Source organism: Phyllobacterium sp. SL163 (assembly GCF_049896885.1).
Taxonomy (GTDB): Bacteria; Pseudomonadota; Alphaproteobacteria; order Rhizobiales; family Rhizobiaceae; genus Phyllobacterium; species Phyllobacterium calauticae.
Genome location: NZ_JAFCVE010000001.1, coordinates 315,740 through 335,856, shown reverse-complemented (window position 1 = coordinate 335,856; position 20,117 = coordinate 315,740). Strand labels below are relative to the sequence as shown.

General features: G+C 59.9%; 19 protein-coding genes. 9 read left to right on the top strand and 10 right to left on the bottom strand.

Translation table 11 applies throughout. The features are described from left to right. Window positions 1-24: 24 nt before the first annotated feature. A complete protein-coding gene (locus tag ACP7B1_RS01665) occupies window positions 25-636 on the bottom strand; it encodes a TetR/AcrR family transcriptional regulator (protein WP_346305176.1) in 612 nt (203 codons plus the stop codon). Between the two features lie 99 nt (window positions 637-735). Between ACP7B1_RS01665 and ACP7B1_RS01660 the strand changes: the two genes are divergently transcribed. Continuing rightward, on the top strand, window positions 736-1,476 hold the full coding sequence (locus ACP7B1_RS01660) for an SDR family oxidoreductase (protein ID WP_346305177.1): 741 nt from the start codon (window positions 736-738) through the stop codon (window positions 1,474-1,476). Window positions 1,477-1,515: 39 nt separating this feature from the next. Here the strand turns inward: ACP7B1_RS01660 and ACP7B1_RS01655 are convergent, their stop codons facing one another. Continuing rightward, on the bottom strand, window positions 1,516-1,908 hold the full coding sequence (locus ACP7B1_RS01655; RefSeq protein WP_223613838.1) for a DUF983 domain-containing protein: 393 nt from the start codon (window positions 1,906-1,908) through the stop codon (window positions 1,516-1,518). A gap of 197 nt (window positions 1,909-2,105) precedes the next feature. On the opposite strand from ACP7B1_RS01655, the gene ACP7B1_RS01650 reads away from it, so the two are divergent. Next, complete coding sequence (locus tag ACP7B1_RS01650) at window positions 2,106-3,491, top strand: PLP-dependent aminotransferase family protein (protein ID WP_346305178.1); 1,386 nt, start codon at window positions 2,106-2,108, stop codon at window positions 3,489-3,491. Here ACP7B1_RS01650 and ACP7B1_RS01645 read toward each other — a convergent pair. Further along, entirely contained in the window at window positions 3,488-4,057 is a 570-nt protein-coding gene (locus ACP7B1_RS01645) for a methylated-DNA--[protein]-cysteine S-methyltransferase (RefSeq protein WP_346305179.1), read from the bottom strand. The genes ACP7B1_RS01650 and ACP7B1_RS01645 overlap by 4 nt on opposite strands. A 28-nt stretch (window positions 4,058-4,085) precedes the next feature. Then, window positions 4,086-4,892 carry a DeoR/GlpR family DNA-binding transcription regulator gene (locus ACP7B1_RS01640; RefSeq protein WP_346305180.1) on the bottom strand — a complete coding sequence of 269 codons (807 nt, stop codon included), beginning with the start codon at window positions 4,890-4,892 and terminating at the stop codon, window positions 4,086-4,088. 175 nt (window positions 4,893-5,067) lie between these two features. Here ACP7B1_RS01640 and ACP7B1_RS01635 point away from each other — a divergent pair, with 175 nt between their 5' ends. From ACP7B1_RS01635 to ppa, 6 genes are all read left to right on the top strand, one after another. Beyond that, window positions 5,068-5,964, top strand: a complete 897-nt coding sequence (locus ACP7B1_RS01635) for a phosphotransferase (RefSeq protein ID WP_346305181.1) — start codon at window positions 5,068-5,070, stop codon at window positions 5,962-5,964. Continuing rightward, the gene (locus ACP7B1_RS01630; protein ID WP_346305182.1) at window positions 5,961-8,402 is read left to right on the top strand and encodes an FAD-dependent oxidoreductase; all 2,442 of its coding nucleotides are present in this window, start codon (window positions 5,961-5,963) and stop codon (window positions 8,400-8,402) included. Before ACP7B1_RS01635 ends, ACP7B1_RS01630 begins: the two co-directional genes overlap by 4 nt. Before the next feature lie 283 nt (window positions 8,403-8,685). Continuing rightward, window positions 8,686-10,071, top strand: a complete 1,386-nt coding sequence (gene mgtE, locus ACP7B1_RS01625) for a magnesium transporter (protein WP_346305183.1) — start codon at window positions 8,686-8,688, stop codon at window positions 10,069-10,071. Window positions 10,072-10,269: 198 nt separating this feature from the next. Next, window positions 10,270-12,099 (top strand): translational GTPase TypA, encoded by a 1,830-nt coding sequence (typA, locus tag ACP7B1_RS01620; protein ID WP_105734256.1) that lies wholly within the window; start codon window positions 10,270-10,272, stop codon window positions 12,097-12,099. A gap of 134 nt (window positions 12,100-12,233) precedes the next feature. Beyond that, the gene (locus ACP7B1_RS01615; RefSeq protein WP_223613846.1) at window positions 12,234-12,740 is read left to right on the top strand and encodes a GNAT family N-acetyltransferase; all 507 of its coding nucleotides are present in this window, start codon (window positions 12,234-12,236) and stop codon (window positions 12,738-12,740) included. Window positions 12,741-12,961: 221 nt separating this feature from the next. Continuing rightward, window positions 12,962-13,498 carry an inorganic diphosphatase gene (gene ppa, locus ACP7B1_RS01610; RefSeq protein ID WP_105734254.1) on the top strand — a complete coding sequence of 179 codons (537 nt, stop codon included), beginning with the start codon at window positions 12,962-12,964 and terminating at the stop codon, window positions 13,496-13,498. A 1-nt stretch (window position 13,499) separates the two neighbouring features. Here ppa and ACP7B1_RS01605 read toward each other — a convergent pair whose 3' ends face one another. Continuing rightward, complete coding sequence (locus ACP7B1_RS01605; RefSeq protein WP_426136501.1) at window positions 13,500-13,823, bottom strand: DUF167 family protein; 324 nt, start codon at window positions 13,821-13,823, stop codon at window positions 13,500-13,502. A gap of 15 nt (window positions 13,824-13,838) precedes the next feature. Next, a complete protein-coding gene (locus tag ACP7B1_RS01600) occupies window positions 13,839-14,129 on the bottom strand; it encodes a YggT family protein (protein ID WP_223613847.1) in 291 nt (96 codons plus the stop codon). Between the two features lie 314 nt (window positions 14,130-14,443). On the opposite strand from ACP7B1_RS01600, the gene ACP7B1_RS01595 reads away from it, so the two are divergent. Then, complete coding sequence (locus ACP7B1_RS01595; RefSeq protein WP_346305184.1) at window positions 14,444-15,685, top strand: MFS transporter; 1,242 nt, start codon at window positions 14,444-14,446, stop codon at window positions 15,683-15,685. A gap of 4 nt (window positions 15,686-15,689) precedes the next feature. On the opposite strand, the gene ACP7B1_RS01590 is transcribed toward ACP7B1_RS01595, so the two are convergent. From ACP7B1_RS01590 to ACP7B1_RS01575, 4 genes are all read right to left on the bottom strand, one after another. Further along, entirely contained in the window at window positions 15,690-16,424 is a 735-nt protein-coding gene (locus ACP7B1_RS01590; protein ID WP_346305185.1) for a glutamine amidotransferase, read from the bottom strand. A 10-nt stretch (window positions 16,425-16,434) separates the two neighbouring features. Next, window positions 16,435-16,911, bottom strand: coding sequence for a TerB family tellurite resistance protein (locus ACP7B1_RS01585; RefSeq protein ID WP_105734250.1), 477 nt, complete (start codon window positions 16,909-16,911; stop codon window positions 16,435-16,437). A gap of 162 nt (window positions 16,912-17,073) precedes the next feature. Further along, complete coding sequence (locus ACP7B1_RS01580; protein ID WP_346305186.1) at window positions 17,074-18,765, bottom strand: heme biosynthesis protein HemY; 1,692 nt, start codon at window positions 18,763-18,765, stop codon at window positions 17,074-17,076. Between the two features lie 6 nt (window positions 18,766-18,771). Then, window positions 18,772-20,106 (bottom strand): COG4223 family protein, encoded by a 1,335-nt coding sequence (locus tag ACP7B1_RS01575; RefSeq protein WP_346305187.1) that lies wholly within the window; start codon window positions 20,104-20,106, stop codon window positions 18,772-18,774. Window positions 20,107-20,117 lie beyond the last annotated feature (11 nt).

Below are 20,117 nucleotides of genomic sequence, written 5' to 3'. Positions count from 1 at the left end.
GACGAAGGCCGGTCTTCGATCATTCTATCCCGGGGTTGCCGTCAGCCCCTCCCAGGCTGCCATGGCCGCATGTGCGGTTTTCACCAGCTGATCCAGCGTTGCCCCGTCGCGGGCGGTGATCGACATCCCATGCTGTACGGTGGCGTAGAACTCTGCGATCTGCTGCAGATCGGCCTTTGCGGAAAGCTCGCCTTCGCGCACCCCGCGTTCCAACCGCTCGCGCAAAAGCGTTACATTCTCGAGGCGGCGCTCGCGCAAAAGGGAACACGGTGTGTCCGTACCCGCCTCACCATGCAGCGCCCCCAACACGACCATGCATCCATGCGGCTGGCCGGGATGCGTGTGCGAAATTGCGGTCTGCTTGAGAAAATCGGCAATACCTTCCTTTGCCGTCGCCGCTGTCGGCAAAGCGTTCTTGATGCGCTGCCCGACCTGACCGGTGTAGAGCTCCACCGCCGCTCTGAACAGGCCGGCCTTGCTGCCGAAGGCCGCATAAAGGCTTGGCGCGTTGATCTGCATGGCCTCGGTCAGATCGCTCATGGAAGCGCTGTCATAGCCTTTCTGCCAGAAAACGCGCATCGCGCGTTCCAGCGCAGCATCACGGTCAAAGGCACGGGGCCGGCCCTTCGGCAACATGGCAATCTCCTTTTGTAACAATCAATACATAAATCGCTTGACGCTTCGGCGCAAGAGTGGCAGTTATTTATGTATCAATCATTACATAAAGGAAAATCGATGTCTCGCCTCTCTCCTAAAGTCGCCTTCATCACCGGCGGAAGCCGTGGTATCGGTGCAGCCATTGCCCTCAAACTGGCCGAAGACGGTGCCGATATCGCCATCACCTACACCAGCGCCCCGGACAAGGCGGATGCGACGGTCAAGGCCATCGAGACGCTTGGACGCCGGGCAATCGCCATCAAGGCGGACAATCTCGATGCGAAGGCTGTTGAGCGTGCGGTCAATGAAGCCCACGCCAGACTTGGGCGGCTGGACATTCTTGTGAACAGCGCCGGGGTCTATACGATGGACACTGTCGATAAACTGGAACTGGAAGAATTCGACCGGGTGATGGCGATTCACGTCCGGGCGAGTTTTGTGGCGGCAAAGGCAGCCGCTGCATTCATGCCCGCTGGCGGGCGCATCATCAGCATCGGCAGCAACCTGGCGGAAATCGTGCCATTCCCGGGCCTGATCGCCTATTCGACCAGCAAGGCTGCTCTGATCGGGCTGACCAAGGCTCTGGCGCGCGATCTCGGACCGCGGGAGATTACCGCCAACATCGTTCATCCCGGCTCGACGGATACCGATATGAATCCTGCGGATGGCGATCATGCCGAAGGCCAGCGCGCCCGTATGGCCATTCCGCGTTTCGGCGAAGCCAGGGACATTGCCGGTCTCGTGGCATTTCTCGCCGGTGAGGAAGGCCGTTTCATCAACGGCACGTCGCTGACGATCGACGGCGGCGCCAACACCTGATCGACGGGAACGGCCCCGGCCTATTTGCCTGGGCTGTTCTTACTGTTCGCCCTTGCGCACCAGGCGGCCTTCTTCCGCCTTGTGGAAGAATTGCGAACATACCAGCCAGCCCTTCAGCGGCCGCAGCAGGATAAGACTGCCGAACAGGGTCAGGGGCAGTGTGGTGAACAGATGTACCCAGATTGAGACTTCGTAGGTCGTCTGCAGCCACAGCGCGAACAGCATGGCTGGAACAGCCACGATGGTCATGGCAAAAAACGCCGGACCGTCTGCCGGATCGGCAAAGGCATAGTCGAGCCCGCAAACCTCGCAGGAGGGCGCAAGCTTCAGAAATCCGTGGAACAGCCGTCCCTGTTGACATTGCGGACAACGACCGAGAATGCCGGTCTTCATCGGATTGTCGGTAGGGTGGTAGTGGCCTGTCTGTGACATGGCTGATGCCTTTCGAGTGAAGCCCATTGTATGCTATTTTTTGTAAAAACACATACAATCAGCATACTATCTGAAAGAAATATACGGATTGTATGTGGATAAACAAGCATGACGCTTTGTCACACGGACCGTTTGTCCTTGTCCTAATGGCAGATCATGGGTAATTGTATGGCTTAAGCCCATACAAAGAGTCCATCATGGCCACCTGGAAACCCCGTATCGCCGCCAGTTCCCGCTACAAGCATCAGGGGATTGTCGATGCGCTGGTCGCAGACATTGGTTCCGGCATTCTCAAACCCGGCGATGCGCTGCCGCCGCAGCGCGCGATTGCAAAAGAGCTTGGCATCGATCTGACCACAGTCACGCGCGCGATGACCGAAGCGCGCCGCCTCGACCTCATTGAAGCGAAAGTCGGTTCAGGCACGATCATAAAGGGTGCCCTGACATCGCCGGTCCAGGGCATGGCGTCGCTTCTGACGGATCTCGACCTCACCATGATCATTCCGCCGCAGCCCCCGGAAGCGGATATCCACACCCACTTGATCCACGGTGTCAGCCATGTGCTCAACGGCGCTTCAAGCCATTTCCTCAGCTACCAGGAAAGCGCCGGGACGGAAGCGGCGCGGGCCGCCGGGACAAAATGGCTGGCACCGCGTTTTGGCGCAGCCCCGTCGGCCGACCGGCTGCTGGTCGCAGGCGGTGCCCAAAGTGCGCTCTTTGCCATTTGCGGCCTTCTGGCAGGGCGCGGCTCCATCTGCACCGGAACCCTGACCTATCCCGGCCTGAAATCCGTGTGCTCGGCGCTCGACATTCCTCTGCACCCGCTCGCCATGGACAGGAACGGTATCATTCCCGATGTGTTCGAGAGTTGCTGCAGAACCCTGAAACCGAAGGCGATCTACCTCTGCCCGTCCATCGACAATCCGACGACAGTGACAATGCCGCTTTCGCGCCGCCAGATCATCGTCAGCATTGCCCAGCGCAATGACGTGATGATCATCGAGGATGACCCCTATGCGGAACTTCTCGATGCGTCGCTGCCGGCCATCGCCTCGATAGCGCCCGACATCACCTGGCACATCGCCACGCTGTCGAAATGTGTCACGCCGGCGTTGCGTGTCGCCTATGTAGTCTGTCCTTCCGCGCTGGATGTGCTGAAACTCGCATCCAGCCTGCGCGCCAGCAACCCCACCGCATCGCCGCTGCTGATGGCCATCGCCACCGCCTGGATCAATGATGGCAGTCTTTACGGGATCGCCGCGGCCATTCGTGAGGAAAGCAGCGCCCGGCAGGCAATTGCACGGAAAGTGCTGAAGGACTGGCATTTTGCCGCCCATCCCGCGGGGCATCACCTGTGGCTCGATGTGCCGGTTCAGTGGAGTGCTGCGGAATTCTCCGCATTGGCCCGCCGGTCCGGCATCGGCATCGTCCCCGCTTCGGCCTTCAGCATAGCACCCACGCACCTCGAAGCGGTGCGGTTGTCATTGGGTGCGGCGCCGAACAGGCCCAGACTGGAACAGGCACTGGTCCTGCTCGACCGACTGCTGCACGAACCGCGTTTCGCAACCGGAATCCTTGTTTAAAGAAAGCTTCCCTGCGCCGTGATCGGGTGAAACACCGGTTGTCCGGATATCTGCGCCGCAATCCGATGTTCGAGATCGAGAAGGAAGCGCTTGCGCGGCTGGCCGCCGCCATAGCCGGTCAGCGATCCGTCTGCGCCAATGATCCGGTGACAGGGAACGACAACAGCGATGCGGTTCTGCCCGTTCGCTCCGCCCACAGCCCGGCTCGAATTCGGCCTGCCAAGCGCCTGCGCCATGCCGCCATAGGTCCGCGTTTCGCCGTAGGGAATGGCGAGAAGCATCGACCATATCGTGCGCTGAAACGGTGTGGCAGGCAAAAACAGCGGCGTCTCGAACCGCGTGAGCACGCCGTTGAAATAGGCGGTCATTTCCCCGTCGATCTGATCGAGATAGCGATGCTCGCCCGGTATGATCGTGTAGCGATAGCGCTGCTCCAGCTCGTTGAGCTCCGCGGGCAGCGCCGGCCGGTCGGCGAATTCCAGCAGAGACAGCCCCTCATCATTCGCCATGGCGATCATGGGACCGATGGGTGTCTGTATATGCCTGTAATGCAGGGTCTTTGTCACGATCCTCTCCCGACTCACCCGGGTGATTTTATCCGCCCGCGACTTGACCGCCACCCGTTTCTTGCCGAGCGCCTTCACCGACGATGTTGACCTTGGCTCCGGCCCGGCCAAGCGCCTGCAGAATATCGGCGGGAGGGGATGAATCCGTCACCAACTCGTCGAAACCGGTGAAATCGCAGACCTGAACGAGACCATGCCGGCCGAACTTGGAAGCGTCGGTTACCACAACCGAACGTCCGCCGCGTGACAGGACCATGCGCGCGAACTCGGCCTCCTCCAGATTATAGTCCATCAACCCGTGCGTCGCGTCGATAGCGCCGATTGAGATGATCGCATGGGCAACGTTGAACCGGCTGACAAAGTCGATGGCAAAAGCCCCGAATGCCGCGCCATTGTCGCTGCGCAATTCGCCTCCCGCCATGAACACCTTGTTGCCGTTGACGGTCGCCAGCGTCCGGGCAATATCGGATGAATTGGTCACGACCGTCAGGTTACGGTGGTGCAGGAGTTCGCGCGCCAGAAAGCTGGTGGTCGTCCCTGTATCGAGCATGATCGAGTCTCCGCTGCGGATCGTGCCCGCCACATACCGGGCAATTGCCCGTTTGGCGCTGGCGTTCTCCCGCATGCGCCGCTCGAACGGTGCCTCCCCCAGATGCTGCGGCAATCCCACGGCGCCGTGGGTGCGCACGATCACCCCTTCATCCGTCAGGGGCTTGACGTCGCGCCGGATCGTTTCAAGCGAGACACCCAGTCTTTGCGCGAGATCTGCAATCGAGATTGTGCCCTCGTCCTGCAGCACTCTGGCAATCTCGCCACGCCGTTTGGAACTCATCAAACACCTCTTCAATCCCGCAAGTTCACGCACTTTCCGATATTAATACCACATAAACTTTGCAAAGCAGTCATAAAAACCACAAAATCTCACAAATCTGGATTGACAACGCCAGACATGCGGATGAGATTTGCTGCAGTGAGCGCCCAATCCGGGCCCTTGTTTTCTGGATTGCCCCATGCCGCAGACCCAGACCAGTGAAGCTCGAATTGCTGCCTTGCCGCTTTGGCATGGCAACATCCGGATATCGATGCTCAAAGGCGGAATCAGCAATGAGAGCTATGTCGTCGAAGATGACACCCGCAAATATGTGGTGCGCTTCGGCAAGGATTATCCCTTTCACCATGTCTTCCGTGACCGCGAAGCGATGACGGCAAAGGCCGCCCATCGGGCCGGTTTCGCGCCGGAACTGTTTCATGCGGATGACGGCATCATGGTATCGGCGTTTCTCGGGGCGAAAACCTACGATTCCCAGGACGTGCGCGCCAACATTGTGGGTGTTGCAGAGCTGATCCGGCGATTTCACACGGCAATGCCGGAGCACGTCACCGGCCCCGGTTTCATGTTCTGGGTGTTCCACGTGATCCGCGATTATGCCCGCACCCTGAAGGACGGCAGGAGCCGCATGGCCGGCCACCTGGACGACTACCTCGCCTTGGCCGCGGAGATGGAGGCGGCACAGATACCCTTGCCGATCATCTTCAGCCACAATGACCTTTTGCCTGCCAATATCCTCGATGACGGCAATCGCCTCTGGCTGATCGACTTCGAATACGCCGGATTTTCCACGGCCATGTTCGATCTCGCCGGCATCGCCTCCAATGCGGGCCTGAGCGATGACGAATCGGACGTGCTTCTCACTGCCTATTTCGGGGCTGCGCCGAATTACGCGCTGAAACGTGCTCATGCCGCCATGCAATGTGCTTCGCTGCTGCGCGAGGCAATGTGGGCGATGGTATCGGAATTGTATCTCAACGCACCCGGCGTCGACTACGTCGCCTATACCCACGAAAATCTGGAGCGGCTGGATCAGGCGCTCGACCGGTTTCGAACCACCTATGGAAACAAATCATGACCCTGCCCAGTCACGCCCAGATCGTCGTCATCGGCGGCGGCATCATCGGCTGCTCCACCGCCTATCATCTCGCCAAAGATCACAAGGCCGATGTCGTTCTGCTCGAACAGGGGCAACTCACATCAGGCTCCACCTGGCACGCGGCGGGCCTGGTCGGTCAGTTGCGCTCCTCCGCATCGATCACACGCGTCCTGAAATACTCCGTTGATCTCTATAAGCGCCTCGACGAAGAAACCGGTTTGGCAACGGGCTGGAAAATGACCGGCTGCCTGCGCCTTGCCACCAATCCAGACCGGTGGACCGAGTTCCGCCGGCTCGCGACGACCGCCGGCAGCTTCGGCATGGAGATGCACCTGCTTTCGCCTGGGGAGGTCAAGGCCATGTGGCCGCTGATGCGGGTCGACGATCTGGTGGGCGCAAGCTGGTTGCCGACAGACGGGCAGGCAAGCCCGTCCGACATCACCCAGTCGCTGGCGCGCGGCGCCCGCATGAACGGCGCGAAACTCATCGAAAACATCCGCGTAACCGGCTTCGAGATGGACGGCGAGCGCATCATCAAGGTCAAGACGGATCAGGGGGACATCGCCTGCGAAAAGGTCGTCAACTGCGCTGGCCAATGGGCGAGGCAGGTGGGGGCGATGGCGGGGATCAACGTGCCGCTGCAACCCGTCAAGCACCAGTATATCATCACGGAAAAGATCGACGGCCTGTCCTCCAATGCGCCGACAATCCGCGATCCTGACCGTCGTACCTATTTCAAGGAGGAGGTTGGTGGGCTGGTCATGGGCGGTTATGAGCCCAATCCGCAGGGCTGGGTGACTGGCGATGTGCCGGACGACTGGCAGTTCCGCCTGTTCGACGACGATTTCGATCATTTCGAGCAGCATATGCTGCAGGCCATCGAACGTATTCCCGCGCTCGAAACCGTCGGCGTCAAACAGATGATCAATGGCCCCGAGAGTTTCACGCCGGACGGTAATTTCATCCTTGGCCGGGCTCCGGAATGCTCCAACATTTTTGTCGGCGCAGGCTTCAACGCCTTCGGTATCGCCTCGGGCGGCGGTGCCGGCTGGGTCCTCGCGCAGTGGGTCATCGATGGCGAAGCGCCGCTCGATCTGTGGACCGTCGACATCAGGCGCTTTTCCAATCTGCATCGCGACCGTGAATGGGTCCGAGACCGCACGCTGGAGGCCTATGGCAAGCATTACACGATCGGCTTCCCGCACGAGGAATATACGTCCGGGCGGCCAGCCATCGTCTCGCCGCTCTACAAGCGACTGCAGGAGCATGGCGCGGTCTTCGGTTCAAAGCTTGGATGGGAGCGGCCCAACTGGTTCGCGCCGGCGGGAACAGAGCCCGTTGATGTCTATTCCATGGGCCGGCAGAACTGGTTTGACCAGGTCGGCAAGGAACATGCGCTGGTGCGTGAAAACGTCGGCATTTTCGACCAGTCGTCATTTGCCAAGTATGAACTGACGGGCAAGGACGCGTTAAAGGCACTGGACTACATCTGCGCCAATGATGTCGCCAAGCCTGTCGGGCGCCTGACCTATACACAGCTTCTCAACACGCGCGGCGGCATTGAGTGCGATCTCACGGTCGCGCGGCTTGCCGAAGACAAGTTCTATATCGTCACTGGCACCGGTTTCCGCACCCATGACTTTGCCTGGATCAGGGAACATATCGGCGAAGGGCTGGACGCGCGTCTCACCGATATCACCGAGCATTTCGGCACGCTTTCCCTGATGGGGCCAAAGGCGCGGGATGTTCTCGCCCGTGTCACGGATACCGATGTCGGCAACAGCGCCTTCCCCTTCGGTCACGTCAGGGAAATCACCATTGCCGGAGCAATGGTCCGCGCCCTGCGTGTCACCTATGTCGGCGAACTCGGCTGGGAACTGCACATCCCGATTGCCGCGACCGGCGCCGTCTTCGATGCCCTGATGCAGGCCGGTGCCGATTTCGGTATCAAGCCGGTCGGATACCGGGCATTGGAATCCCTGCGGCTGGAAAAGGGTTACCGTGCGTGGGGTGCCGACATCACGCCCAATGACTCGCCTTTCGAGGCTGGACTGGGCTGGGCCGTCAAATTGCGCAAGGATACGGAATTTCTCGGCCGGAAGGCCAGCGAGGCCATTCAGGCAGCACCACTCAAAAAGCGCTTCGTCGGCTTTACCGTTACGAGCGAGGACGTGGTTCTCCTCGGGCGCGAAACAATCCTGCGCAATGGCGAGGCGGTCGGGTATCTGACCAGCGGCGGCTTTGGCTATACGCTCGGCAAACCCATCGGCTTCGGCTATGTGCGCCATGCCGAGGGTGTCACGGATGGCTTTCTGACCGGGGGAACCTATGAACTTGTCGTCGCCAATGAGCGCTTTCCCGCCGCGATCCATCTCGAACCGCTCTATGATCCGCACAACGCAAAAGTGAAGGCGTGAAGCGTCTGGCACCCCGCCAGGCAAGCCGGCTGAAACAGCAGCAAATCAGCGCCCTGCGGCATAATTTCCGGGGGGTTGACTTTCCCCGCAGAGGGGACCAAATGGCAGCACGCAGCTGATATATTTTCAACCGCGTATCACCAAACCGGAGTCTATCTCTTATGCCCAGCGACGACAGTTACAGTCGATTGTTTGCGCCGTCATCGGCGATCGTGGCCTGATTTCAAGAGATCAGCTCGCCCCGATCAGCCATGACGGCGGATCGACGGAAAGGCGAGCTAAAATGAACGACCTTCGCTTGAACCAGGATGCAGCCAATGCTGATTTGGCAACGGCATCCAATGTGGCTGAACAGCTTGCGTCCATGCAGGCTGCTGATGCTGTCGAATTGCTCAATGAGCTCGATGTCGAGGATGCAGTCGGCATTCTGGCAGAAATGCCGCGGGATCACGCGGTTCTGATTCTGGATCAGCCGGAACTCCATTCGTCCGCCGAGATTATCACCGCACTTCCCCCCGTCATTGCGCGGGAATTGCTCGATGCCATGTCGGCAGACCGCGTGACGGATATTTTCCAGCAGTTCGACGACGAAACCCGCATTCGTCTTGCCGCCAGCCTCGGCCAGGAAACCAAGGCAGCGCTGCGCAAACTCCTGCATTACCCGCCCCATACGGCCGGCAGCCTGATGACGACGGAATTCGTCAGCGTTCCCGCCAACTGGAGCGTCGCTGCAACGCTTCAGCACATTCGTGAGGTGGAACGCTCGCGCGAAACGATCTATGCGATCTATGTGACCGATCCGAAGACCAAGGGTTTGCGGCGCGCCGTCGCCCTGCGCCGCCTGATCACCAGCGAACCGAACGACTCCATCATGAGCGTTGGCCGCGACGTGGCACCGGTCACGGTTGGTCCGCTCACTGATCAGGAAGACGTGGCCCGGCTGTTCCGCAAGCACGATCTGCTCGCCGTTCCCGTGGTGAATGACGACAATCACATCATCGGCATCGTGACCGTCGATGATGTGATCGACGCCATGACCCAGGAAATGACCGAGGATACCCTGAAATTCGGTGGTATGGAGGCGCTTAACAAGCCCTACATGCAGATCGGGTTCGTCCAGATGCTGCGCAAGCGCGCCGGCTGGCTCGGCGTGCTGTTTCTCAGCGAAATGCTGACCGCCAGCGCCATGCAGTATTTCGAGGGCGAACTGGAAAAGGCCGTGGTTCTCACCCTGTTCATTCCTTTGATCATGAGTTCAGGCGGCAATTCCGGCTCCCAGGCCACATCCCTGCTGATCCGTGCCTTGGCATTGCAGGAACTGCGCCTGAAGGATTGGTGGCGCGTTGCGCTGCGGGAACTGCCAACCGGCCTGGCGCTTGGGTCTTTCCTCGGCCTGATCGGCGTTATCCGCATCACCACATGGCAGATGGCCGGCCTTTACAATTACGGCCCGCACTGGATGCTGATTGCAGCGACAGTCGGCGCCGCCCTGATCGGCATCGTGACCTTCGGTTCGCTCGTCGGCTCCATGCTGCCCTTCATCCTGCAGAAGATCGGGTTCGACCCTGCCAGTGCCTCCGCACCCTTCGTGGCCACACTCGTCGATGTGACCGGGCTGGTGATCTATTTCTCGATTGCGCTGGTCTTTCTTTCCGGCACGCTTCTTTGACCAAGCGCGCGGCAAATTCCCGGATTTGCCGCGCGCGGGACCGCCCGAGAACCGTTACATCCGCATAGCTGTAATGCAGACAGCGGCCATCCAAACGCGCATCCCCCCTTTCGCATTTGCGAAAAAACATGTAAGGAGCGCGCAAATGCAAAGCGGCGCCAGCATGTGTGCGTCCTCAATCCTCCAAAAGAGAAACTCATGAAACTGCGCAACATCGCGATCATCGCACACGTTGACCATGGCAAAACCACGCTTGTCGACGAACTTCTGAAACAGTCCGGCAATTTCCGTGACAACCAGCGCGTTGCCGAACGCATGATGGATTCGAACGACATCGAAAAGGAACGCGGGATCACCATTCTCGCCAAGGCCACTTCGGTTGTCTGGAAGGACGCACGCATCAACATCGTCGATACGCCCGGCCACGCCGACTTCGGCGGCGAAGTCGAACGTATCCTCAGCATGGTGGACGGCGCGATCGTTCTCGTTGACGCTGCCGAAGGCCCGATGCCCCAGACCAAGTTCGTGGTCGGCAAGGCTCTCAAGGTTGGCCTGCGCCCGATCGTTGCGATCAACAAGATTGACCGCCCGGACGCGCGTTACGAGGAAGTGGTCAACGAGGTCTTCGATCTCTTTGCCGCTCTGGATGCCACCGACGAACAGCTTGACTTCCCGATCCTCTACGGTTCAGGCCGCAATGGCTGGATGGCACGCAACCCGGAAGGTCCGCAGGACCAGGGACTGTCCGCCCTCTTCGACATGGTTCTCGAACATGTGCCAGCGCCAACCGTCGGCGAAGGCCCGTTCAAGATGATCGGCACGATTCTCGAAGCCGATCCTTTCCTTGGCCGCATCATCACCGGCCGCATCCATTCCGGCACGGTCAAGTCGAACCAGCAGGTCAAGGTTCTGCACGGCGACGGCACCCAGCTTGAAACCGGCCGCATCTCCAAGATCCTCGCATTCCGCGGTCTTGAGCGCCAGCCGATCGACGAAGCCCATGCGGGCGACATCGTGGCCATTGCCGGCCTGCAGAAGGGCACGGTTGCCGATACATTCTGCGCGACGGAAGTCACCGAGCCGCTGCATGCCCAGCCGATCGATCCGCCGACAGTGACGATGTCATTCATCGTCAACGATTCTCCGCTGGCCGGCACCGAAGGCGACAAGGTCACCAGCCGCGTCATCCGCGACCGCCTCCTCAAGGAAGCTGAAGGCAATGTTGCGCTGAAGGTCGAGGAATCCGGCGACAAGGATTCGTTCTTCGTATCGGGCCGCGGCGAATTGCAGCTCGCCGTTCTCATCGAGAACATGCGCCGCGAAGGTTTCGAGCTTGGCGTATCGCGTCCGCGCGTCGTCATGCAGAAAGACGAAAACGGCAACATGCTCGAGCCCATCGAGGAAGTGCTGATCGACGTCGACGAGGAATATTCCGGCACGGTCGTGCAGAAGATGTCCGAGCGCAAGGCCGAAATGGTCGAGTTGCGTCCATCCGGCGGCAATCGCGTCCGCATGGTTTTCTACGCACCGACCCGCGGCCTCATCGGCTATCAGTCGGAACTTCTGACCGATACACGCGGTACGGCGATCATGAACCGCCTGTTCCGCGCCTATGAGCCCTTCAAGGGTGAAATCTCCGGCCGCAACAACGGCGTTCTGATCTCCAACGACCAGGGTGAATCCGTTGCCTTCGCCATGTGGAACCTTGAAGATCGCGGCCCGATGGTTATCGAAGCCGGCGTCAAGGTCTATGCCGGCATGATCATCGGCATCCACTCGCGCGACAACGATCTGGAAGTGAACGTGCTCAAGGGCAAGAAGCTCACCAACATCCGCGCTGCCGGCAAGGATGAAGCCGTCAAGCTGACACCGCCGATCCGCATGACGCTGGAACGCGCCCTGTCGTGGATTCAGGATGACGAATTGGTGGAAGTCACGCCGAAGTCCATCCGCCTGCGCAAGCTCTACCTCGATCCAAACGAACGCAAGCGTTTTGAAAAGAGCAACAAGACAGCCGGCGCCGCATAAGGCGAAGATGCGACGGCTTAACAATTGGAGAAAGCGGCGATTTTCGCCGCTTTTTCTTTTTGGTGCACGACACGAAAAATCGTTTTGAAAGCCAGTTGCGAAGTCCCGGTGCCCGGGTCTATGGTTAAGAAACCATGAACACCCATGTGACCGAGATCAGACGTGCAGAACTGGCCGATGCGGGCGCAATTTCCGCCGTGCATCTGGCTGCCTGGCAAGGTGCCTATACGGGTATCATTCCGCATCGTTCGCTCAATACCATGCTACATCGCCGCGGCGCGGACTGGTGGGCAAGAGCCATTCGCCGCTCCACGCAAATTCTCGTCGCCGACATTGGCGGCGTTGTCGCCGGCTATGCCACGCTGGGGCCCAACCGGGCGCGGCAGCTGCCGCAGAAAGGCGAAGTCTACGAACTCTACATCCGTCCCGAGTATCAGGGACTGGGTCTGGGGACACGGCTCCTGGGCGCCTCGCGCCGCAGCCTCATCGATCAGGGGCTGAAGGGCATGGTTGTCTGGGCGCTCGAGGACAATGATCTTGCGGTCAGCTTCTATGCCAGCGCAGGCGGCAAGGATGTGGCTGAAGGCGTCGAATGTTTCGAAGGCAAGACACTGAAGAAAATCGCCTTCGTCTGGAATTGATCACCGGAAATGCTTTCCCCCACCCGCGAGGCGGCGGGTTGTCCCGTCATTTTGAAGCGCACTATTTGTTGTGTTGCCTGCCATTGCGTGGCCTTGCCGGCGCTTATTTCGGTCAATTTGGCCTGCTCCCGCGTTTTCGGGACGTAGATATGCGATGCAATTCTTGCGCCAGGCCGTAAAAATCTTTACAGCACTCCCAAACCAACAAGGACTCTGAAAATATGCGCATTGATGCCATTTCGGTCGGCAATAATCCTCCTGAAGATGTCAACGTAATCATCGAGGTTCCAGTCGGCGGCCAGCCGATCAAATACGAACTCGACAAGGATTCCGGCGCCCTGTTTGTCGACCGGTTCCTGCACACCCCGATGACCTATCCCGGCAATTACGGTTTCGTGCCGCACACCCTGTCGGATGATGGCGATCCGATTGACGTTCTGATCTGCAACACCCGCGCCCTGATGCCCACGAGCGTGATCAACGTGCGCCCCATTGGTGTTCTGGTCATGGAAGACAACAAGGGACAGGATGAAAAGATCATCGCCGTGCCGTCGCCGCACCTGACACTGCGTTACGAGAAGGTCCATAACTACACGGACCTGCCCGACATCACCCTGAAGCAGATCCAGCATTTCTTCGAACACTACAAGGATCTGGAACCCGGCAAGTGGGTGAAGATCGGTGACTGGGGCGATGAAGATGCGGCCCGCAAGCTGATCACCGAAGCCATCGAGCGTCACAACGCCAAGAAGGCCTGATTTATTCCTCGGGCGATCCAAGTTCCGCCAGCTTCATTGCCAGCGCCTCGGGATCGCCCGAAATCTTTACCTGCTTCAGCCGCGATGTGGTGCCTGCGCCAATGGAAACATCCCGCGCTGCAATGCCAAGCCATTGTGCCAGCAGCTTTTCCAGCGCCGCATTGGCCTTTCCATCTTCCGGTACTGCCCGCACGCGCGCTTTCAGATGCGCTCTGCCGTCATCCGTTGCTTCAATACTTTCCACCGCGTCCTTGGCTGACTTTGGCGTCAACCGGACAAAGAGCGTGACGCCATCGCGCTCTTTGCGAAAGAAGTCCGCGCGCAAAGCCAAGGCGCTGACTTAAAGCAGCGCTGGCGCAATCGTCGTTGCAAGAAACCGCTGAAGGAAGAAAATGATCAGCAGGAGGATGATGGGCGAGATATCGATGCCGCCCAGATCAGGAATGAACCTGCGTATGGGGCGCAGCGCCGGTTCCGTCACGCGATACAGAAACTCACCAATCGAAGCGACAAAGTGATTGCTTGAATTGATCACGTTGAACGCATGGAGCCATGAGAAAATTGCGCTGGCGATGATGACGTAGGAATAGAGCGTTAGCGCCAGGTTGATGGTTTCGAGAAGGGCGAGCATGGGTTTCTCCTGATAATCACGACATGTAGCGATTGGCGTGCTTTCGAGCAAGAGGCAGCTGCTCTCTTGGAGTTGGGTTTGGTCTTGTGGTCCCAACCGTGGCTGATGCCGGCAGCGCTGTTACCAGGCAATCACCCGGAAGGGTCTTCCCGGCAAGGACTGAATTCTCAATCCCCCCAAGCGCGATTTCAGGTCAGTTGATCCGGCGCATTTTTTCACCCTGCTGAAACGATATAATAATTCATATTTATTGATCCCCCTTCGTCCGGATTTGTTCTAGAAGAGGTTTCCAGATTCCGGAGCCTTTCATCGCAATGTCCCTCCCAGAAATGAACGCGGCGCATGATCGCTATGCCGCCTTTCGCCATTCATCCTTCACGCGATACTGGCTGGCCCGCTTCTTCGGCTCCTTTGCCATCCAGATCATCAGCGTGTCCGTCGGCTGGCAGATCTACGATCTGACGCGCGATCCCTTTGATCTCGGCCTCGTCGGGCTCGTCCAGTTCGCCCCCTCACTGCTGCTGGTTCTCGTCACCGGTGCCGCCGCAGACCGGTTTGGCCGCCGCTTCATCATGGGGCTTGCACTCGGTGCGGAAGTGATCTGCGCGGCGCTGCTGTTGCTGCTGACCCTCACCCACACGTTCACCCCGCTCACCGTCTTTGCCATTCTCGCCGGCTTCGGCGTGGGGCGCGCTTTTCTTGGACCGGCTTCCGCCTCGCTGGTCGTCAATCTGGTGCCAACCGAAGTATTTTCGAACGCCGTATCGTGGAACTCCTCCGCCTGGCAGATCGCCACGATTGTGGGCCCTGTGGCGGGCGGCCTGCTTTACGGCCTGTCGCCCGCCATCGCCTACGGAATCGCGACGGTCCTGCTGGCTGCCGCCACGATCTGCATTTTCTCCATCCCAAAACCCGCTCAGCATACGCTTACCGAGAAAAAATCGCTTCAGACGCTGCTGGCAGGCTTTCACTACATCTGGAAAGAGAAAGTCGTTCTCGGCGCGATTTCACTCGATCTGTTTGCCGTCCTGCTCGGCGGCGCCGTGGCGCTTCTGCCGGTCTATGCCCGGGATATCCTGCAGCTTGGCCCCTGGGGGCTTGGAATGCTGCGGGCAGCGCCGGGTATCGGCGCCATTCTGACTGCGCTCTGGCTGGCCGGTCATCCCATCCGCGACCATGCCGGCATGATCATGTTCCTGTTTGTCGCGCTGTTCGGCTTGCTCACCGTCATGTTCGGCGTATCCAACCTCGCATGGCTCTCCATCGCCCTGCTGGCCCTGATGGGCGCGGCTGACATGATCAGCGTCTATATCCGGGAAACCCTCTTGCAGCTCTGGACACCAGACCACGTCCGCGGCCGCGTCAATGCGGTCAATATGGTCTTTGTCGGCGCGTCGAATGAGTTGGGTGAGTTCCGCGCCGGTATCATGGCATCACTGATCGGCACGATCCCTGCCGTCGTCTTCGGCGGTGTCGGCACGATTGCCGTCGCGGGCCTGTGGGCTTACCGGTTCCCGCAATTGCGCAAGGCACGCAACCTGCAGGGTCGGACATAGACAGCTAAGCCGGAACAGGCGCGCCGAAGATCGTGCCAAGAAAACGCTGGAGCCAGGCTTTCAGCACCGCGTCATAGACCAGTCGGCCTTCCAGATGCTGGCGGCCGTGCTGGGCATTGTTCATGGTGAAGCGTTCCGAGCCACGCACCACCCAGCGCTGCATCATGGCGCGGGTCAGTTCCGCGTGAAACTGCACCCCCCAGGCATTTTCGCCGTAGCGGAAAGCCTGGTTGTGGTAAGCCTTGGCCGTTGCCAGAAGCGTGGCGCTGCGCGGCAGGTCAAAACCCTCGCGGTGAAAATGATACACCATGGGCGGCCAGTCCATCAGAGCCTTGCCGGCCTCGGTGGCTTCGAGTTCATACCAGCCGATTTCCACCAGTCCTTCCGGATGCGGACCGACCGTGCCGCCAAGATGCTTGGCGAGCATCTGCGCGCCAAGGCAAATGCCAAGAAAGGGCTTGTTTTCCGCAAGCGGCACGGACAGCCAGTCGGTTTCCCGGTCAACGAATTCATCGGGGTCGTTGGCGCTCATGGGGCCGCCAAAGATGACGGCGCCCGCATGATCCTCCAGCGTCTCAGGCAGATCATCGCCAAGCGGCGGACGGCGGATATCGAGATCAAAGCCGGATTGCAGCAGCAACTGGCCGACGCGGCCGGGGCTTGAACGTTCCTGATGCAGTACCGTGAGGATTTTCGGGCGCTTCACTTGCCTGTTCTCCATCCAGTCTGTCTGGAACATGCTTCTGATCCTATTCCTCTTGCACCGCCTGCTTGGCGCGAAGGGCCGCCTTCTGCTTCATCGTGACCCGGTCACGGGACGAGACTCCGATCAGTTCCGCAACCCGCCAGACAACATTTTCTTCCAGCTCATGCGCGGATCCGTCGGCGAAAACCACGTCCCACATCAGTTCAATGAAGTGAATTCGCGCCGCTTCGTCAAGATTGCGCTTGAGCACGCTGGTAAAGCTATAGAGATCGACGGCTTCCTGATCCGCCTGCTCACTGTCCTCGAGCAGACGCTTCAAGGCTTCGCCTTTGAGCCCGTAGGCTTCGGAAATCAGCTGTGACAGGCGCTTGCGCTCCACCTTGCGCCGCTCGCCATCCGCATCCATGACATGAAACATCAGCGCGGCCGCCGCAAGGCGCGGATCATTCCTGGAAAAATGGCCTTTCCCGCTTTCGCCTGAAGGCAAAGCTTTGAAGAAGGTGACAAGGCGGTCCAGCATCAATACGAATCTCTCAGCGTTGTTATCAATGAGCCGAATCAACTGATAGCTTGGCTGACACGGCCCTGCCATTGTGCATCTTGCCGCAAAGACCGCTATTGAAATTAATGTGTTAGGATCGACACACAGGAGCATTTCCGGCCACACCGACCGGAAAAAGCTCTAGAACAGACGGAACTTCTTGTTGGGCCGGTCTTCCTCGTCGTCAGCCAGCACACCCGGATCATCCGGCACTGGAATGACCAGTTTTTCTTCCTCGTGCTGCACCGCCGCAGGCGCCGTTTCCGCCAGAGACGGCAGGACGGACGCAATGCGTTCGTGCGCATGCGGCTCCTCCGGTTTTGCCGCCACGGGCTTCACCACAGGCTCCGCCGGTACAATTTCCGCATCCACAATATCGGCATCCGCTTCAACAACACGTGCCGCCGGTTTTTCGGCAGATACCACCACGGACTTCGCCGGGATCAAAGGCTCGGCGGGCTCGCGCACCGGCGCTGACTGGACGGGTTTGGCTGCCAAAGCACTGTCAAAGTCATCGCGCGCATCGATTACCGTTCCCAATTGCTCGACGGGCACCTTCCACTCGAACGCATTCAGCTTGCCGGTGACCGGCGAAGCGGGAGCCCAGCGCTCCGAAACATAGCCGTCAGCGGTCCAGGCGGGATCGCGGGGCGCTTTGACGGCCCGTGACAGCCACTGGCGCACGCGGCCCTGATCGCCCGTCTGCGCCTCCTCGATATCGGCCAGCAGCAGATAGGCACTTTCACGCGGCGCCGTGCGCAACACGGTCTCGGCAGCCTCGCGCGCTTCCTTCAACTCGCCTGCGGCCAGCGCCGCATGGGCTATGGCCAGGTTCGATTCCGCATGATGCGGATAGAGCGAAGCCAGATGGCGGGCGCGCTTCAGACGATCGAACACGGAATCTCCCAGGCGCGCATGCACGTAGGTTTCCGCCACTTCCGGGTGTGGCTGCTTCTTCCACACATGCTCCAGAATTTTCGAGCCCTTGCGCAGATCGGCCTGCTGGAATAGCACTTTTGCTGCGATAATGGCGGCCGGGATCAGATCGGGCGCAAGCTTGTTCGCTTCGATGGCAATGGGTTTCGACCCGACCGGATCACTTTCGAACGTGTCGAGCGCCTTGGCTGTCAGGAGAACCGCACGTTCCCGCTTTGCCGTGTCCTTGTCGATCTGCTTGGTGGCTTTCTGGGTCTCCAGCAATTCCAGCGCGCCATCCCAATCGCCATGGGCGGTTTTTTGGCCAAGGGCCGCTGTAGAGGCCCATTCGACGTTGGGTGCCAGAAGCGCTGCCTGTTCGGCATATTGCAGCGACGCATCCCGCGCACCAAGGCGTTGCGCTTCGAGATAAAGCCCGCGCAGGCCGAGCAGTTTGGTCTCCGGGTCATCCAGCATCGCCTGGAATTTCGCCCTGGCATCGTCCGAACGGCCTTCCAGCATGGCGGCTTGCGCGTCCAGAAGTTTGATCAGCGGCTCCTGATCGACGTTGAGGAGTTTTTCCGCCTGTTTGATCATGCGCCGGGCCGTTTGCCCGTCCCCCGCACCCGCGGCAATCAGACCGGTGGACAGGGATTGATAGCCGCGATCACGCTTGCGGGCCCGGAAATGGCGGCGCAGGGCATAAGGCGAGCCAATAACGCTCTTGATGATCCACCAGACCAGCATGACAGCGGCCACAAGCGCAACGATGGCGGACGCGGCCACCATGAGGCTGACCTTGTGTTGCATCCCGGCAAAGGTGACGACGAGATCACCCGGCCGGTCGGCGAGCCATGCAAAACCAAACCCCAGCACCAGAACGACGACAAGGAAGGACAGAACTTTGATCATGGTCATCTTCCCTTACTGCGCCGCAGCCGGCGTCTTCATGCCGGTCAATGCATTGGAGAGCGCCTTGGAAACGATCTCGCCTGCCTTCTGACGGGTGCGCATGGCATTGGCGAAATCGGTCGAGACGGCTTTGGCCGATTCGGGCAGCTTGTCCCATTCGGCAATGGCCGCAGGCAGATCACCGCCATTGAGATGCGCCTCTATGCGCGCGGTGATGGCAGCAATGCCTTCACCCTCGACAAGGCCCACAGGGCGCGATTCCACCAGCGCGCTGGCGCTTGCCCATAGCCGGTCGACAATACCCGCATTGGGATCAACCGTTCGCGTCGTCGCAATGATTTTTGTCGCCACGTCGCCGAACTGGCTCGCCAGCATGCCGACAGTCGGAACACCGGCCGTAGCGGCAGTACGCAACCCCTCGGCGTCAGCCGAGGCCGGCGCGACAGCAAGATATGTGTCGAGCTCCGCCGCAAAAGGCCCGCCCCGGTCAATCGCCGACTTCAGGCCGGTGGCGGCGATGGCCAGTGCCATGGTGTTCTGGCCGGCATTGTCCTGCACCTTTGTTTCCAGCGCATCGAGCCGCGTCTGCAAGGCTGCTGACGTCTGTGCCTCCCCCGCAAGTGCGCCGGCGGCTTGCTCTGCCTTCTGCTGACTGGCGGTCAGTTGCGTTTCGAGCGATGCGATACGCGCATCGATGGCACTGGTGTCAACAGAACCTCCTGTGCCGGCAGCCTTGGTCTGGGCATCCGCCAGAGTTTGCTTCAGGGCTTTCACATCAGCGGCAATGCCGGACACTTGACCCAGGGCCTGCTTGGCATTTTCCACCGCGCCGTTCAATGCAACCTGTGCGCCCTCGTCGAGACTGGCCTTCGCCGGAGCGGCCGCGCGCAATTCGGCAATCTGTTGCTCCACGGCCGAAAGGTCGGCTTTGGGCGATGGCAATACGCCAGCCCATTGCAGCGCGGCCGCACCAAGCAATGCCACCACACCGCCGATGAGACCGGCCGTCAAACGTCCAAGCGGATCGCCCGTCTTGGGCGCAGCAGCAACGGATGCAGGAGCCGCAGGTGTTGACGCTTCGCCAGATGGCGACCGGCCAAACGACGTGCCCTGTTGCAATGTCTCATCTGCCTTCGCTGTTTCGGCGCTGGCCGCAAAGGCCGCTTTTGCCGGCTCGTCTTTCGGCGGCTGTGGCTTGGCATCCATCGTCGGGCTGAAGCCGACCGGCTCCGGCTGCGGCACGTTCGTACCGGCCGGGGCACTTTTCACAATATCCGATGGCTCCAGTTCTATCGTCACAGGCTTCCGGGCTGACTTGGAATGACGGGGAACGGATGATTTGGCCATGGACACTCTCT

Coding starts and splice junctions, on each gene's coding strand:
- ACP7B1_RS01660 (WP_346305177.1), top strand. CDS start 736: ATGTCTCGCCTCTCTCCTAAAGTCGCCTTCATCACCGGCGGAAGCCGT.
- ppa (WP_105734254.1), top strand. CDS start 12,962: ATGCGCATTGATGCCATTTCGGTCGGCAATAATCCTCCTGAAGATGTC.
- ACP7B1_RS01615 (WP_223613846.1), top strand. CDS start 12,234: ATGAACACCCATGTGACCGAGATCAGACGTGCAGAACTGGCCGATGCG.
- ACP7B1_RS01665 (WP_346305176.1), bottom strand. CDS start 636: ATGTTGCCGAAGGGCCGGCCCCGTGCCTTTGACCGTGATGCTGCGCTG.
- ACP7B1_RS01655 (WP_223613838.1), bottom strand. CDS start 1,908: ATGTCACAGACAGGCCACTACCACCCTACCGACAATCCGATGAAGACC.
- ACP7B1_RS01600 (WP_223613847.1), bottom strand. CDS start 14,129: ATGCTCGCCCTTCTCGAAACCATCAACCTGGCGCTAACGCTCTATTCC.
- ACP7B1_RS01650 (WP_346305178.1), top strand. CDS start 2,106: ATGGCCACCTGGAAACCCCGTATCGCCGCCAGTTCCCGCTACAAGCAT.
- ACP7B1_RS01580 (WP_346305186.1), bottom strand. CDS start 18,765: ATGACCATGATCAAAGTTCTGTCCTTCCTTGTCGTCGTTCTGGTGCTG.
- ACP7B1_RS01635 (WP_346305181.1), top strand. CDS start 5,068: ATGCCGCAGACCCAGACCAGTGAAGCTCGAATTGCTGCCTTGCCGCTT.
- mgtE (WP_346305183.1), top strand. CDS start 8,686: ATGAACGACCTTCGCTTGAACCAGGATGCAGCCAATGCTGATTTGGCA.
- ACP7B1_RS01575 (WP_346305187.1), bottom strand. CDS start 20,106: ATGGCCAAATCATCCGTTCCCCGTCATTCCAAGTCAGCCCGGAAGCCT.
- ACP7B1_RS01595 (WP_346305184.1), top strand. CDS start 14,444: ATGTCCCTCCCAGAAATGAACGCGGCGCATGATCGCTATGCCGCCTTT.
- typA (WP_105734256.1), top strand. CDS start 10,270: ATGAAACTGCGCAACATCGCGATCATCGCACACGTTGACCATGGCAAA.
- ACP7B1_RS01630 (WP_346305182.1), top strand. CDS start 5,961: ATGACCCTGCCCAGTCACGCCCAGATCGTCGTCATCGGCGGCGGCATC.
- ACP7B1_RS01585 (WP_105734250.1), bottom strand. CDS start 16,911: ATGCTGGACCGCCTTGTCACCTTCTTCAAAGCTTTGCCTTCAGGCGAA.
- ACP7B1_RS01590 (WP_346305185.1), bottom strand. CDS start 16,424: ATGTTCCAGACAGACTGGATGGAGAACAGGCAAGTGAAGCGCCCGAAA.